The following is a 13813-nucleotide window of genomic DNA, read 5'->3' on the forward strand; positions in this document are numbered from 1 at the left end:
GCTGATCCGCGGCGCGTCGGCGTCGCATTCGCCCCGAGGGCCGGCAAGGTCGGATCAAGGCTGACACGAAACCTTCACGGAGTCGCCGGCCAATAGGTGCCGAAGGACCAGACGTGGCCCTCCGGATCGCGCACCGAGAAGTCGCGGGACCCGTAGTCGGTGTTCTCCAGCGGTCGCACCACCTCCGCCCCCGCCGCCACGGCGCGGTCATGCGCCGCATCGGTATCGGCGGTGCGGACATAGATGCTGCCGGTGATGTTCCTCAGCTGGCCGGGCGCCTGGCCAAAACCGTCCGGCCGCACGGAGCCCAGCATCACCAGCCCGGCGTCCTCCAGATGCAGCTCCGCATGGGCGATGCCGCCCTTGCCGTCCGGTACCACCAGCCCGCGCCGAAAACCGAAGGCGCGTTCCAGCCAGTCCAGCGCCGCCGGCGCGTCCTGGTAGCGCAGGCAGGGGCACAGCGTGCCGGGTCTTGCTTCCGTCATGGTCGAGGTCTCCTGGCCTTGGACCCTGACGCTAATCCCAGGCGGCCCACGCCGGATTGGAGATTTGTCGCGCTACACTGCGAAGCCGAGCCCATCCGGCAGCCGCCGTCGCAGCAGCGCGGCCGGGGTCAGGCCGGTGAAGTCGCGCACGTCGCGGATGAGATGCGACTGATCGGCATAGCCCAGCTCCGCCGCCAGCCCGGCCCAGCCCTGCTCCGGCACCTCCGGCAACCGCGCGATGAGGGCGCCGAAGCGGTGCAGCCGCGCGGCGAGCTTGGGCGTCAGGCCGGTGCGCGCCTGGAAATGGCGGACCAGGGTCTGGCGGCTCCAGCCCAGGTCGCGCGCCAGGCCGTTGATGCCGAGGCCGCCGGCACTGGCCTCGATCCGCCGCCAAGCCTCTGCCACCCGGTCCGGCGGTCGCGTGTCATCGGCCAAGCGGCGCAGCAATTCGGCCTCCATCAGGTCGAGGCAGGCCTCCGCGCCGGCGGTCTCGGCCAGCCTGGCGCCGAGGGAAGGGCCGTCGCGACCCAGGCTGTCGCGCAGGTCGAGAAACGCGGCCGGCAGGCCGGAGAGGGAGCTGCGCAGCAGCCGTTCCGCCCCCAGCGGCGTCAGCATCACCTGCAAGCCGCGTTGATGGCCGGGCATGAAGCTGCGGGCGGAGGCGGGGTGCGGGCGGGCGAGAAAGCCGGCGGCGGTGTCGAAGCGGCTTTCGCGCGTCGGGTCGGGCCAGGACACGCCGATGGGCGGGCCGAGATTGATCAGCAGCACCGCCTCGGCGCAGGGCATTTCGCGGCGGCGCTGGGGGGCGTCGCGCTGTTCCTCATAGTGCCAGTAGCCGCGCACGAGGCCGCGCAGGGCGGGGTGGACGGGGCGTGGGGTGAAGCTGAAGCTGTTCATGCCACCCGCCCCGCTGTCGTCACATCGTCGCGCCGATCACCCAGGGGGCGAATTCGGCGCCGCCGAAATCGTAGCTTTCGCTTTTCGTCCGCTCCCCGCTGGCGACCCGCAGCATGAGTTCGAAGATGCGCTGGCCGACCTGTTCGATGCTTTCCTCGCCGGTGACGATGGTGCCGCAATTCACGTCCATATCTTCCGACATGCGCTCGTACATCAGGGTGTTGGTGGCGAGCTTGATGGAGGGCGCGGGCTTGGCGCCGAAGACGGAACCGCGGCCGGTGGTGAAGCAGACCAGATTGGCGCCGCCCGCCACCTGGCCCGTGGCGGCGACCGGGTCGTAGCCGGGGGTGTCCATGAAAACAAAACCTTTGGCCGTCACCGGCTCCGCGTAGCGATAGACCTCGACCAGGTTGGTGGTGCCCGCCTTCGCCATGGCGCCGAGCGACTTTTCCAAGATGGTCGTCAGCCCGCCGGCCTTGTTGCCGGGGGAGGGGTTTGCGTTCATCTCCGCCCCCTCCTTCGCCGTGTAATCCTCCCACCAGCGCATCAGATCGACCAGTTTTTCGCCGACCTCGCGGGAGACGGCGCGGCGCGTCAGCAGGTGCTCCGCGCCATAGGTTTCCGGGGTTTCGGACAGGATCACGGTGCCGCCGTGGCGCACCACCAAGTCGCTGGCATAGCCCAGCGCCGGGTTGGCGGTGATGCCGGAATAGCCGTCGCTGCCGCCGCATTGCAGGGCGACGACCAGCTCACTTGCCGGGATCGGCACGCGCTGCGCGGCATTGGCCTCGGCCAGAACCCCGCGCACGAAGGCGATGCCGGCTTCCACGGTTTTGCGGGTGCCGCCCATCTCCTGGATGTCCATGCTGCGCAGACGGCCGGCGAGGCGCTGTTCCTCCAGCAGACCGCCAAGCTGGTTCACCTCGCAGCCCAGCCCGATGGCGATGACATGGCTGAAATTCGCATGCCGCGCATAGCCGGCGAGGGTCCGCCGCAGCAGTCGCAGCGGCTCACCCTCCGTCATGCCGCAGCCGGTCTTGTGGGTCAGCGCCACCACGCCATCCACATTGGGGAAATCGGCCAGCGGGTCGGTGCCGGCAAAGGGATTGCGCTTGAAGGCATCGGCGATGAGGTCGGCGACATGGGCCGAACAATTCACGCTGGTGACGATGCCGATGTAGTTGCGCGTCGCCGCGCGGCCATCCGGGCGGCGAAAGCCCATGAAGCTGGCCGGTGTATTGGCATAGGCCGTCGCCTTCACCTCGCGGCTATAGGCGTAGTCCTTGGCGAAATCGCCCATGGCGCAGTTGTGGGTGTGCACCCAGTCGCCCGGCGCGATGGTCTCGGTCGCGAAGCCGATGATCTGGCCGTAGCGGCGGATTTCGTCGCCAGGGGCGTGCGGGCGGATCGCCACCTTGTGGCCGGGTGGGATGCGCTTTGCCCCCACCACGATCCCTGGTGCCACGCTGGTGCCCGGCGGCAGAGCGATGCGGGCGATCAGCACGCCATCATCGGGCGCGAGGCGGAGCACCGGCGGCAGCGTGGTGGCGTCCATATTCGTTGTCCTCCATTTGGGCCAGCTTAGGCTGCCGGCGTCGCCGCTTGGAAGGGGTGCGGCATCTCCCGCACCACCACGCCGGGCTGCCGCGCCGCCAGCTCCGCCAGATGGGCGTGATGGGTGAACAGGATGGTCTGGGTCGTGGCCCCCAGCCGGGCCAGCAGGGCCAGGGCGGCGCTGGCGCGGGCGTCGTCGAAGGTCGCCAGCAGATCATCGGCGATGAACGGCAGGGGCTCCGCCGCGCTGGCCTGCGCCTCCACCGCGGCGATGCGGAGCGCGAGGTAAAGCTGATCCCGCGTGCCCTCGCTCAGCGCTTCCACCGGGCATTCCATGTGGTTGTCGCGCACGGCGCGCAGCAGGGTACCGCCCGCCTCGTCCTCATCGGTGGTCAGGCGGGTGTAACGGCCCTCCGTCAGCAGCGCGAAGTGGTCGCCGGCGCGGCGCAGCAGCGGGCCCTGGCGTTCCTGGCGGATACGCTCGATGCCGGCCTGCAACAGGCTGCGGGCGAGGTGCAGCCTGGCATAGCGCTCGGCGGCGGCAGCGGCCTCCGCCAGATGGTGCCGGGCCTCCTGCGCATGGGCGGCGGCGTCATGGCCCTGCTGCATGGCGAGCAGGCGGGATTCGGCATCCTGCTGGCGGGCGCCGAGGCTGGTGAGGGTTTCGCGCAGCGCTGCCTGCCTGGCATCGATGTGCTGCTGCCGGGCCGCGGCCGCATCCGTATCGGTGCCCTCGGCCTCCGCCCGCAGCGCCGCTTCGTCACGGCCATCGCCCTGGGCGAGCAGCTCCGCCTCCAGCCTGGCGATGGCGCGGCGGAGATCGTCGCGCGCGGCGGCCCGGGCGATCGCCGATTCCAGTGCCGGCAGATCGGCGGCGCTCGCGGCCTGCCGCAGCGTGGCGAGGTCCCGCTCGGCGGCATCGCGCAGGTCGGTCGCCTTGGCGGCCGCCTGCTGGCGCTCGCGCAGGCGCTTGAGCAGGGCGGCAGCCTGCGTATCCGCCGCCCGCGCCCGGGCCAGGCGGCGTGCAAGCTGGGCCACGGCCAGGGGGGCGGGATCGTCCTGTGGCGCAGCAAGGCGTTGCAGCAGGGCGGCCGTGGCCTCCGCGAAACCCTCCAGGGCGCCCCGCATGTCGGCGATCCGGGCGGCATCGCCGCGCCAGGCCTTGGCGGCCTCCGCCACGCGCGTCCAGGCGCCGAGCGCCGCCTCCACCGCCTCGGCCGAGGCCTCGGCGGGCAGGCCCAGCGCCTGGGTGGTGGCGCGCCATTGCGGTTCGAAGGCGTCCAGCGCCGCCCGCGCCCGCGCCGCGCCAAGGCGCGCGGTCTCGGCATGTTTGGCGGCATCGGCGGCGCTGCTGGCGAGGTTGCGATGCGCGGTTTCGGCGGCCTGCGCGGCCTCCAGCACATCCTGTGCCCGGCCGAGGCGCGTGGCGAGGCTGTCGCCCGGGGCGCCCTCCGGCAGCAGTGCCAGCGCTGCGGCATGGCGCGCGACCAGCGCATCCCGCTTCTGCCGAATCTCCTCGGCGACGGTGGCGAGCCCCAGCACCTCCGCACGGGCGCGACGCCATTCGACCATGGTCGCGGCATCCTGGGGGGCGACGCCGCTGGGCTGCCAGAGTGCGTTCCATTCCGTCGCCGCTGCGGTCGCGGCTTCCTCCGCTTTGCGGCGCGCAGCGGCGCCATCCGGCAGGCGGGCGCGTAGCAAAGTCAGGCGCGCGGATTTCGCGGCGTAATCATTGACCCGCGCGGCATCGTCGGCTCGGGCATCGGCCAAGCGGTCGGCGCTGTCGCGCAGGGTTTCAAAAGTGTCGGGCAGGCCGGGTTCCGAGGGAGCGCCTTGGTCCAGGCTGCGGCGCAGTGCGGCCCAGGCCTCGTCCCGGCGGGCGCGTTCGGCCGCGATCACGGCGCGGGTCGGCACGGTCTCGCCGCGGGCGAGGTGTTCCACCGCCTCCTCCAGCGCGGCGATTTCGGCGGCCAGCGCGGCTTCTGCGCTGCGGGCGGCTTCCAACTCGCTGTTGGTGCTGGCCAGGCGCTGCGCCGCGGCCTCCGCCGCCGGGGCCAGAGGCAGCTTGCAGGCGGCGAGCGCGGCCAGGTCGGCGGACCAGAGCGGCAGCGCGGCCAGGGCGGTGTCCACCTGCCGTGTCGCATCGGCCAGCGCCCGTTCCGCCGCCGCCAGCTCCCGATCCAGCGGACCCTCGCCCCGGGCGGCATCGATGGCGCGACGGAGCGGCGCGGTCGGGGGTGGCGCGGCGGTGGCGGCCAGCTTCGCTTGCGCCGCGCTGCTCTGGCGCTCGGCCTCGGCCAGCGCGTCCTCCGCTGTGCGCAGCGCGGTGGTGAGTTCGGTGCGGCGGCGGATCAGCGCCTGGGCGGCCGCGCGGTCGGCGGCCTTGGGCAGCGCATCCCGAACTGCCTCCGGCGTGGCCTCGCTGCCCAGGATGGCCGCGGCCTCGATCACCTCGGCGCGGTAGCCATCCACCTTGCGCTGCACCTCCGGCAGATCGGCCTCGGCCTGGACCATGCTGGCGCGCTGTTCGGCCAGCCGGTCGATCGCGTCCTGCACCTCCAGCACCGCGCCATCCTGCGGCAGGTCGGCATGTTCGCGGGAGAGGCGCTCGGCCTCTGCCGTCTCCCGCCGCAGGTCCTCGGTGGCGAGGCGGTGGGCCTCGACCAGCCGGGCGAGGGTGTCGGCGGCGCCGCCGGGCAGGTCCGGCGCGTCGGCGACGGCGGCGAGATCGTCGCGGCGGGCGGCGAGGGCGGTCAGCAGCGGCAGCACGCGCCGGGTGCGGTGCAGCCGTGCGGATTCGACGGTCAGCGCATCGGCCTCGGCGGTCGCGGCCTCTCGCCGGCGGTAGAGATCCTCCAATTCGGCGGTGACGGCGAGCCAGTCCCGCGGCCGGACCGAGGCCTCCTCGGCAGCGCGGCGCTGGTCGTTCCAGGCGTCCGCGGCGGTGGACAAGGCGCGCTTGCCGCGGCCATCGCCATGCAGGGCCTTGGCCTCGTTATCCAGCCGCTCCAGCGCCTTGCGCAGATGCGGCAGGCCCATGCCGGCCAACAGGCTCTCGCCGGCCTCGCCGCCGCTCTGCAACAGGGACAGCGCGCCGTCGCGTAGCGTGACGCCGTTCAGCCCATAGGTGGTCTTGAACACCTCCCGGCTGGCACCGCCGAGCAGGCGCAGCAGCGTGGCTTCCGGCACCGCGTTTTCCGCGCTGTCCAGCAGCGTGTTCTTGTTGCCCTTGCGGCGCAGGAAGGCGGTGCGGCTGCCGTCCTGGCCGAGGATTTCGAAGCCGAGACGCAGGGCGCTGGTCTCATGCAGGAAGGCGTGGGGGCTGCGCGCGGAAAAGCCGAACAGGGCATCGCCGATGGCGGCGAGTGCGGTGGATTTGCCAGCCTCATTGGCGCCGAGCACCACCACCAGTGGCGCGGCTTCGGGGAATTCCAGTCGCGCGTCGGTCAGATGCCCGTAGCGCAGCAGGTCGAGGCGCAGCAGCCTCACGCTGGCTGTTCCGCGGCGATGGCGGCGGCGGCGAGTTCCCAGGCTTCCGCGCCGAGCCGCGCCAGCGCCTCGGCATCCTGCGGCAGGTCGAGCGCATCGCGGGCCGGCGCCGGCACCTTGGCGCGCAGCGCTGCCATCTCGGCCAGCAGCGCCGCGACGCGGGTCGGGTCGGCGAGGCCGGCCTCGAAGGCGGCGCGCAGCGGCGCCAGCGTGCCGGCGGCCAGGCTGCGGGACGGGCGGGTGCGGAGGCGGACGGCCTCGACATGCACTTCGCCGCCCACCTCGATGGCGGCGTTGCGGCATTCGGCGGCGAGGCGTTCGACATCGCTGGCGAGGCCGGGGGTTGCCTCCCCGGTCAGCACCAGTCGGGCGAGCAGCGGCCTGTCCTCGGCGGCGGCCAGCGCCCCGCTCACGGCATCCGCGATCCGGCGGCTGAGCGCGGAATCCTCGGCGGCCTCCACCTCCAGCATCGCCCAGCGCAGCATGTCCACGGCGCGATGCTCCACCGCGACCACCTGGCCATCCTCCACCGTCACCAGGCTGCAGCCCTTGGCGCCGGATTCGCGGATGTGGCGGCCTTGGATATTGCCGGGGAAGACGATCCAGGGTCGCTCCGCCAGCACCTGGCGCTGGTGGATATGGCCGAGCGCCCAGTAGTCGTAGCCCTTCAGCCGCAGCATTCCGGGATCGCAGGGCGCATAGGTCTCGTGCTCGCCGGGATCGTTGCCGGAGGTGTGCAGCACGCCGATGTTCAGCCAGCCACGGCGCGGCTCCGCATAGCCCTGCGAGAGATCCTCCGGCACCGCGCGATTCGGGAAGGAATGGCCGTGCAGGACGATGCCGAGCTCGCCCAGCTCATGCGTCTGGCAGGTGCGGGTGGAGAATTCCCGCACATTGGGCGGCAGGGACAGATCCTTGGTGATGACGCTGCGCGCATCATGGTTGCCGCGCAGCAGGAAGCAGGGGCGACCCAGCCGCTTCATCTGGGCAGCGAAGAACAGGCCGGTGTTGAAGTCTTTCCAGTCGCCGTCATAGAGGTCGCCGGCGATGATGACGAAGGCGACATCCTCGGCGATCGCCAGGTCGATCAGGGCGGCGAAGGCGCGGCGGGTGACATCGCGCAGCAGATTGGGCGGCAGGTCGCCGCGCGCCTGCAATCCGGCCATTGGGCTGTCCAGGTGGATATCTGCGGCGTGCAGGAATTTCATCCCCTCCAGAATCGGCCGGCTTGGCGCCCTCCGCAACCCCGTTACTGTGGAAGGTGGGATGGAGGGGCATGGAATGTATACGCTGGACGTGCTGGTGCAGGGCTATCCCGGCAAATCGGTCTGCCATGGCGCGCTGGGCTGGAGCACCATTGCCCTGCTGCGCGGGGAGGGGCGGGTGGCCCTGGTGGATGTGGGGTCCTTCGGCGTGCGGCCGGAACTGGCCAAGCAACTCGCGGCAAGGGGCGTGAAGCGGGAGGATGTGACGGACATCCTGCTGACCCACGCCCATTGGGACCACAGCGTGAACGCCCCGCTGTTTCCCAACGCCACCATCTGGATCGGCGCCGAGGAAATGGCCTGGGCCGAGGCGGAGCCCTGGGATTTCAACGCGCTGCCGGAGCTGCATGTGCGCGAATTGGCGAACAGCCCGCGCACCCGGCGGATCGCGGCGGGGGATGAGCCGCTGCCTGGCATCCATGCCATCGCGGCACCCGGGCATACGCCGGGCTGCCTGGTCTATTACCTGGCGAGCAACGACCCGCCGGTGATCTTCAGCGGGGACGCGGCGAAGAACCGGGCGGAGATGCTGTCGATGGCGGCGGATATGACGATGGATGCGGCGGCTTCCGAATCCTCCATGGCGGGGATCTGGTCGCTCTGGCGAGCGGTGGCGGGCACGCTGCTGGTGCCGGGCCATGACCTGACCATGCGGCTGGATGCGGAGGGCCACCCCGAATATTGCGGCCAGCGACAGGCGGCCATCCGGTCCTGGTTCAGCGAGGATCTGGCCGTGACCGCCGATTTCGACCTGACGGCGCCTTGAGCGGGGCCGCGCGCGCCTGGGTCCGCCTGCCCTCCGGCCGCCGGCTGGACCTGCTGGCGCCCACCCCCTTCGACTGGACGGATGAGGACCTGGCCATCGGCCTGGCACGGACCTTTCGCTGGGGCGGGCATTCCATCTGGCCCGGCGCGCCGCTGTCCGTCGCGCAGCATTCCCTGGCGGTGCTGGCCCTGCGCAAGCGGGCCAAGCCGGAGCCTGGGCGGGCGGAGGCGCTGCGCGAATTGCTGCATGATGCGGAGGAGGGGCTGACCAATTTCGACTGCATCTCCCCGCTGAAACCCTTCCTGGGCCCAGGCTTCATGGCACTTCAGGACCGGCTTTCGGCGGTGGTGGCGCAGCGCTACGCCCTGCCGCCCTGGGACCCAATTCAGAAAAAGCTGCACAAGAAGCTGGATGTGGCGATGGCGGCGGCGGAGGCGGTGCATGTCGCCGGCTGGTCGCAGGCGGAGGTGCGCGCCACGCTCGGTATCCGGGCGGGGGTGATGGCCACGGACCCGCTGGTGGCGGAGTTCGGCGGCACCCAATGGCAGCCCTGGCCGCCGGAACTCGCGGCTTCGCGTTTCCTGGCGGCGCTGCGGCGGTTGCAGGAACCCTTGGCAGCGCGCCCCGCGGCGACTACCACCCCGACATGACCGAAGACGCACCCGAAACCCTGCCCGACCGCCTGTCCGTGGACCCGCGCAGCCCCTTCTACCAGGAGGCGCTGCTCGCGCGCGGCATCGGCATCCGCTTCAACGGGGTCGAGAAGACCAATGTCGAGGAATACTGCGTCAGCGAAGGCTGGGTGCGGGTCTCCGTCGGCAAGGCCGTGGACCGCAAGGGCCAGCCCCTGACGCTGAAGCTGAAGGGGCCGGTCGAGCCCTATTTCCGCGATACCGCCGAAAGCTGAGGCGCGCCGGGACGCGGCGCCGTTTGCAGTCGGGGCCGCACAGGATAGGTTGCCGCTGATGGCAGGCCCTGAACCCTTCTGGCGGACCAAGACCCTGGGCGCGATGACGCGCCCGGAATGGGAAAGCCTGTGCGACGGCTGCGGCCGCTGCTGCCTGCACAAGCTGCGCGATGCGGAGACCGAGGATCTGGTCTGGACCAGCGTCGCCTGCCGGCTGCTGGATGGCGAAAGCTGCCTGTGCCGGAACTATGCCAACCGCAAGGCCCTGGTGCCCGACTGCGTGAAGCTGACCCCGGCCAAGGTCGCCTCCATCGACTGGCTGCCGCCCACCTGCGCCTATCGCCTGCTGGCCGAGGGGCGCGACCTGCCCTGGTGGCACCCGCTGGTGTCCGGTACGCGGGAGACGGTGCACGCGGCCGGCGTTTCGGTGCGCGGCCGTAGTGTCGCGGAGCGGGATGCCGGCGCTCTGGAAGATCATGCCGTGGACTGGCCAGGCAACTGGCCGCCGGCGGCACGGCCAAAACCCCGCCCGAGGCGGGCGGATCGATGACCAACGGGAAGGACCCGAACCGATGAAAGACGCGCTTTTCGGCGGCATCAACGCCGCGGCCCTGACGGCGATGAAGGCCGACTTCTCGCCGGACCTCGATCGCTATGCCGCGCATTGCAACTGGCTGCTGGCCAATGGCTGCAACGGCCTCGGCATCCTGGGCACCACGGGCGAGGCGAACAGCTTCGGCTTCGAGGAGCGCAAGCAGATCCTGGAAGGCATCATCGCCCGCGGCGTGCCGGCCTCCAAGCTGATGCCGGGCACGGGCTGCGCCTCGCTCGCCGATACGGTGGAGCTGACCAAGCATGCCAAGGCGCAGGGCTGCCGCGGCGTGCTGGTGCTGCCGCCCTTCTACTACAAGGCGCCGTCCGATGACGGGCTGTTCGCCTACTTCTCCGAATTGGTGAACCGGGTTGGCGGCGGCATCGCCATCTACCTGTACCACTTCCCGCAGCAGAGCGCGGTGCCCTTCAGCCTCGACCTGATCGGGCGGCTGCTGAAGGCCTTCCCGGGCCAGATCAAGGGCGTGAAGGACAGCTCCGGCGACTACGCGAACATGAAGGCGATGATCGATGCCTTCGCCAAGGACGGCTTCGAGGTCTATTCGGGCTCCGACGAGTTCGTCCAGAAGATCCTGGCCGAGGGCGGCGCGGGCTGCATCACCGCGGCCGGCAACGTCAACGCCCGCTTCGGCGCCATCGTCTACAAGCACCGCACCGGGCCGGAAGCTGATGCCGCGCAGGCCGTGCTGAACGCGACCCGCAAGGCCGCCACCGCATCCCCGCTCATCCCCGGCCTGCGCGAGATCATCGCCCGTGCGACCGGCGATGACGCCTGGCGCAACATCCGCCCGCCGCACCTGCCGCTCTCGGCCGAGGCTGGGCAGAAGGCCTGGGACAATATGGAAGCCGCCGGCGCGCTGCCGCTGCCGGGCCTTGGGATGAAGGCCGCCGCGGAGTGACCACCCCGCTGACCTGCCGCGCGCCGGCCATCGGCACCGTGCAGCAGGACGACGCCATGGTCCGCGTCACGCGCTGGGATTTCGATCCCGGCGCGGAGACCGGCTGGCATCGCCATGGCTGGGGCTATGTGGTGATTCCGGTGACCGACGGCACGCTGCTGCTGGAACTGCCGGGCGGCGCCACCGCCAATGCCACCCTGACCGCGGGCGTCTCCTACACCCGCGACCCCGGGGTGGAGCACAATGTGGTCAATGCCGGGACCGAGAAGCTCTCCTTCGTCGAGGTTGAGCTGAAGGCCCTGGCGGGCTGAGTCGCGAGGGGGCGCCGCTGTTGCGGCGGTGCCCTGCCTTGCGACATCATTGGGTCAATGAACCTGCCCGAACTGGAAATCGTCGTGTTGCCGGGCGCCGTGGCGGGGCAGAGCGGGGAATGCCCGGTGCAGTGGCGCCCGACGGCCAGGGCGCGGCAGGTTTCGCTGCGCATCTGTCCGCGCCAGGGGGCGGTGGTGGTGATCCTGCCGCCGCGCGCCGGGCGACGCGCCGGCCTGGCGCTGCTGCACCAAAACGCCTCCTGGGTGCTGGACCGGCTGGCCGCGCTGGCCCCGGCCACGCCTCTGGTGGATGGCGGGCGCATCACCCTCGGCGGGCAGGAATTCCGCATACGGCATGAGGAAGAGGCGCGGGGCGGCGCCTTCCTGGATGGCCGTGACCTGATCATCACCGGCGATCCCGCCTTCCTGCCGCGCCGCGTGGCCGACTTCCTGCGGGCGGAGGCGAAGCGCCGCATCGCCGCGCTGGTCGGGCCGCATGCGGCGAAGCTGGGCGGCACCCCGCGCGGCATTCTCATCAAGGATACCCATACCCGCTGGGGCAGTTGCGCGCCGGATGGCACGCTCGCCTTCTCCTGGCGCCTGGTGATGGCGCCGGCCTGGGTGCTGGACTACGTGGTGGCGCATGAGGTGGCGCATCTGCGCGAGATGAACCACTCGGCGCGCTTCTGGACGCTTGTGGCGGGGCTGACGCCGCATCGGGAGGCCGCCGTCGCTTGGCTGCGGGCGCATGGGCCGCGGCTGCTGCGGGTTGGCTAGAATCCGTCGTTACGCGATCGCGCGAGAGCGGCCTGACGTCTTGCCTTAGAATTAAAAGTCCAATCATATGACCTTTAAATACGCCGCTGGCTTCAGGCATGGCGCTGCAAAGGGAACGTCCGCGTGCTCAAATCCATCAGCTTCCTGTCGCGTCGCCCCGGCCTTTCGCCGGAGGAATTCCAGCACCATTGGCGCGAAGTGCACGCCCCGATGTGGCGCGACGTGCCTGGCGTGCGGGGCTACATCCTGAACATCCCGGTCGAGACGCATGGGCGTTCCGACGTCCCGGCGCTCGAGATGGGCGAGTTCGACGGCATCGCCCAGGTCTGGTTCGACGACCTCGCCGCGCGCGCCGCGGCCGCAGCCTCGCCCGAGGGCAAGCGCTGGCATGGCGATGGCGCCAGCATCATCGGTGCGATCCGCACCTTCGTGACGGAGGAGCAGGTGGTGCTGCCGGTGCCGCGCGCGACGCGCCCCGAGATCAAGGCGCTGACCGTCATCCGCCGCCGCGCCGATGCGACCTCCGAGCAGTTCCAGGAGGCCTGGCGCAAGCGGCATGCGGCCATGGCCTCCGAGGTGCCGGGTCTGCAAGGCTTCGTGCTGTCGGGCGTCGTCGAGGAACAGTTCCGCCACGACATTCCGCCCCTGCCCATGGCCTCCCCCATCGATGGCTTCGCCGAAAGCTGGTGCCAGGATCTGGCGGCGCGACGGGCGATGGTCGCCTCGCCCGAGGCGAAGCGCTGGTTCGCCGATGGCGCCACCTTCTTGGGCGAGGTGAAGACCTTCCTGCTGAAAGAACAGGTGATGGCCCTGCCGCCGGGCTAGCCGCCCCAAGACCAAACGAAACGGAGGAAACAACCAATGTCCGCCTATTCCCGCCGCCCGCGATGGTGGCTGCTGGCGCTTGTCGCGCTGGCGGCCGGCCTGCCCGCCGCTGCATCCGCCCAGGCCGAATGGCCGACCCGGCCGATCCGCTACATCGTGCCCTTTCCGCCTGGCGGCGCCACCGACGTGATCAGCCGGCCGATACTGGAGATGGTGCGGCAGGAACTCGGGCAGCCGGTCGTTGTCGAGAATATCAGCGGCGCTGGCGGCAGCATCGGCGTTGCGCGCATCGCCCGCGCCGCGCCGGATGGCTATACGATCGGACTGGCGAATACCGGCACGATGACGGTCAACCCGTCGCTGGGGACCGATGTCGGCTACGATCCCCTGCGGGACTTCACGCCGATCTCGGTGCTGACCGAGTACGACAATATCCTGCTGGTGCAGGCCTCCTCCCCGGTGCGCAGCCTGCGCGACCTGCTGGAAAGGGCGCGCGCCGCGCCGAATGGCGTGACCTATGCCTCCGCCGGCATTGGCTCCAGCAACCATCTGTCCTCCGAATTGCTTGGCAGCACGACCGGGGTCCGCTGGCTGCATGTGCCCTATCGCGGCAGCGCCGCGGCTTTGGCGGATCTGCTTGGCGGGCGCGTCGACTTCATGTTCGACGTCGCCTCCACCGCCATGCCCAGCCTGCGCGGCGGGCAGACGCGGGCCATCGCGACCACGGGCCGGGCGCGGCACCCGCTGCTGCCGGAAGTGCCCACCATCGGGGAAACCCAGCCGGGCTTCGAGATCGTCGGCTGGATGGGTGTCTTCGCGCCGCGCGGCGTGCCGGAGGCGATCCGCGACAGGCTCAACGCCGCTTTCGTCAAGGCGCTGGCGCAGCCGGAACTGGCCTCGCGGTTGCAGGAGCTTGGCTATGCGCAACGCTCCAGCACGCCGCAGGAATTGTCCGAGCGTGTCGCGGCCGATGTCGCGCTGTGGGGCGGCGTGATCCGTGCCGCGAATATCCGGGCCGAGTGAAGG

14 protein-coding genes are annotated in these 13813 nt (G+C 71.0%); 9 read left to right on the forward strand and 5 right to left on the reverse strand.

Annotation, left to right across the window (positions count from 1 at the left end; all coding sequences use genetic code 11):
- Positions 1–74: 74 nt before the first annotated feature.
- The 5 genes from ACVFYP_RS10320 to ACVFYP_RS10340 form a co-directional block, all read right to left on the reverse strand.
- Positions 75–485: a VOC family protein gene (locus ACVFYP_RS10320; protein ID WP_499200087.1), complete on the reverse strand. Its 411-nt coding sequence runs from the start codon at positions 483–485 to the stop codon at positions 75–77.
- A gap of 72 nt (positions 486–557) precedes the next feature.
- The gene (locus ACVFYP_RS10325) at positions 558–1382 is read right to left on the reverse strand and encodes an AraC family transcriptional regulator (RefSeq protein ID WP_499200088.1); all 825 of its coding nucleotides are present in this window, start codon (positions 1380–1382) and stop codon (positions 558–560) included.
- Positions 1383–1401: 19 nt separating this feature from the next.
- Complete coding sequence (locus ACVFYP_RS10330) at positions 1402–2937, reverse strand: UxaA family hydrolase (protein ID WP_499200089.1); 1536 nt, start codon at positions 2935–2937, stop codon at positions 1402–1404.
- A 26-nt stretch (positions 2938–2963) separates the two neighbouring features.
- On the reverse strand, positions 2964–6425 hold the full coding sequence (locus ACVFYP_RS10335) for an AAA family ATPase (protein WP_499200090.1): 3462 nt from the start codon (positions 6423–6425) through the stop codon (positions 2964–2966).
- Positions 6422–7633 (reverse strand): metallophosphoesterase family protein, encoded by a 1212-nt coding sequence (locus ACVFYP_RS10340; RefSeq protein ID WP_499200091.1) that lies wholly within the window; start codon positions 7631–7633, stop codon positions 6422–6424. The genes ACVFYP_RS10335 and ACVFYP_RS10340 overlap by 4 nt, the downstream gene beginning before the upstream one ends.
- A gap of 73 nt (positions 7634–7706) precedes the next feature.
- Here ACVFYP_RS10340 and ACVFYP_RS10345 point away from each other — a divergent pair, with 73 nt between their 5' ends.
- The 9 genes from ACVFYP_RS10345 (at position 7707) to ACVFYP_RS10385 (ending at position 13810) form a co-directional block, all read left to right on the forward strand.
- A complete protein-coding gene (locus ACVFYP_RS10345; protein WP_499200092.1) occupies positions 7707–8456 on the forward strand; it encodes an MBL fold metallo-hydrolase in 750 nt (249 codons plus the stop codon).
- Positions 8453–9106, forward strand: coding sequence for a hypothetical protein (locus ACVFYP_RS10350; protein WP_499200093.1), 654 nt, complete (start codon positions 8453–8455; stop codon positions 9104–9106). The genes ACVFYP_RS10345 and ACVFYP_RS10350 overlap by 4 nt, the downstream gene beginning before the upstream one ends.
- Entirely contained in the window at positions 9103–9363 is a 261-nt protein-coding gene (locus tag ACVFYP_RS10355) for a DUF3297 family protein (protein WP_499200094.1), read from the forward strand. The genes ACVFYP_RS10350 and ACVFYP_RS10355 overlap by 4 nt, the downstream gene beginning before the upstream one ends.
- A 58-nt stretch (positions 9364–9421) precedes the next feature.
- Entirely contained in the window at positions 9422–9913 is a 492-nt protein-coding gene (locus tag ACVFYP_RS10360) for a YcgN family cysteine cluster protein (protein ID WP_499200095.1), read from the forward strand.
- Positions 9914–9935: 22 nt separating this feature from the next.
- Entirely contained in the window at positions 9936–10874 is a 939-nt protein-coding gene (locus ACVFYP_RS10365; protein WP_499200096.1) for a dihydrodipicolinate synthase family protein, read from the forward strand.
- Positions 10871–11185, forward strand: coding sequence for a cupin domain-containing protein (locus ACVFYP_RS10370; protein WP_304809115.1), 315 nt, complete (start codon positions 10871–10873; stop codon positions 11183–11185). The genes ACVFYP_RS10365 and ACVFYP_RS10370 overlap by 4 nt, the downstream gene beginning before the upstream one ends.
- A 57-nt stretch (positions 11186–11242) precedes the next feature.
- On the forward strand, positions 11243–11962 hold the full coding sequence (locus ACVFYP_RS10375) for a M48 family metallopeptidase (protein ID WP_499200097.1): 720 nt from the start codon (positions 11243–11245) through the stop codon (positions 11960–11962).
- A 123-nt stretch (positions 11963–12085) separates the two neighbouring features.
- Positions 12086–12787 carry an EthD domain-containing protein gene (locus ACVFYP_RS10380; RefSeq protein ID WP_499200098.1) on the forward strand — a complete coding sequence of 234 codons (702 nt, stop codon included), beginning with the start codon at positions 12086–12088 and terminating at the stop codon, positions 12785–12787.
- A 36-nt stretch (positions 12788–12823) separates the two neighbouring features.
- The gene (locus ACVFYP_RS10385; protein WP_499200099.1) at positions 12824–13810 is read left to right on the forward strand and encodes a Bug family tripartite tricarboxylate transporter substrate binding protein; all 987 of its coding nucleotides are present in this window, start codon (positions 12824–12826) and stop codon (positions 13808–13810) included.
- Positions 13811–13813 lie beyond the last annotated feature (3 nt).

The sequence above is a fragment of the Roseomonas sp. F4 genome, from assembly GCF_053891155.1.

Coding starts and splice junctions, on each gene's coding strand:
- ACVFYP_RS10355 (WP_499200094.1), top strand. CDS start 9,103: ATGACCGAAGACGCACCCGAAACCCTGCCCGACCGCCTGTCCGTGGAC.
- ACVFYP_RS10325 (WP_499200088.1), bottom strand. CDS start 1,382: ATGAACAGCTTCAGCTTCACCCCACGCCCCGTCCACCCCGCCCTGCGC.
- ACVFYP_RS10360 (WP_499200095.1), top strand. CDS start 9,422: ATGGCAGGCCCTGAACCCTTCTGGCGGACCAAGACCCTGGGCGCGATG.
- ACVFYP_RS10320 (WP_499200087.1), bottom strand. CDS start 485: ATGACGGAAGCAAGACCCGGCACGCTGTGCCCCTGCCTGCGCTACCAG.
- ACVFYP_RS10375 (WP_499200097.1), top strand. CDS start 11,243: ATGAACCTGCCCGAACTGGAAATCGTCGTGTTGCCGGGCGCCGTGGCG.
- ACVFYP_RS10385 (WP_499200099.1), top strand. CDS start 12,824: ATGTCCGCCTATTCCCGCCGCCCGCGATGGTGGCTGCTGGCGCTTGTC.
- ACVFYP_RS10340 (WP_499200091.1), bottom strand. CDS start 7,633: ATGAAATTCCTGCACGCCGCAGATATCCACCTGGACAGCCCAATGGCC.
- ACVFYP_RS10330 (WP_499200089.1), bottom strand. CDS start 2,937: ATGGACGCCACCACGCTGCCGCCGGTGCTCCGCCTCGCGCCCGATGAT.
- ACVFYP_RS10365 (WP_499200096.1), top strand. CDS start 9,936: ATGAAAGACGCGCTTTTCGGCGGCATCAACGCCGCGGCCCTGACGGCG.
- ACVFYP_RS10345 (WP_499200092.1), top strand. CDS start 7,707: ATGTATACGCTGGACGTGCTGGTGCAGGGCTATCCCGGCAAATCGGTC.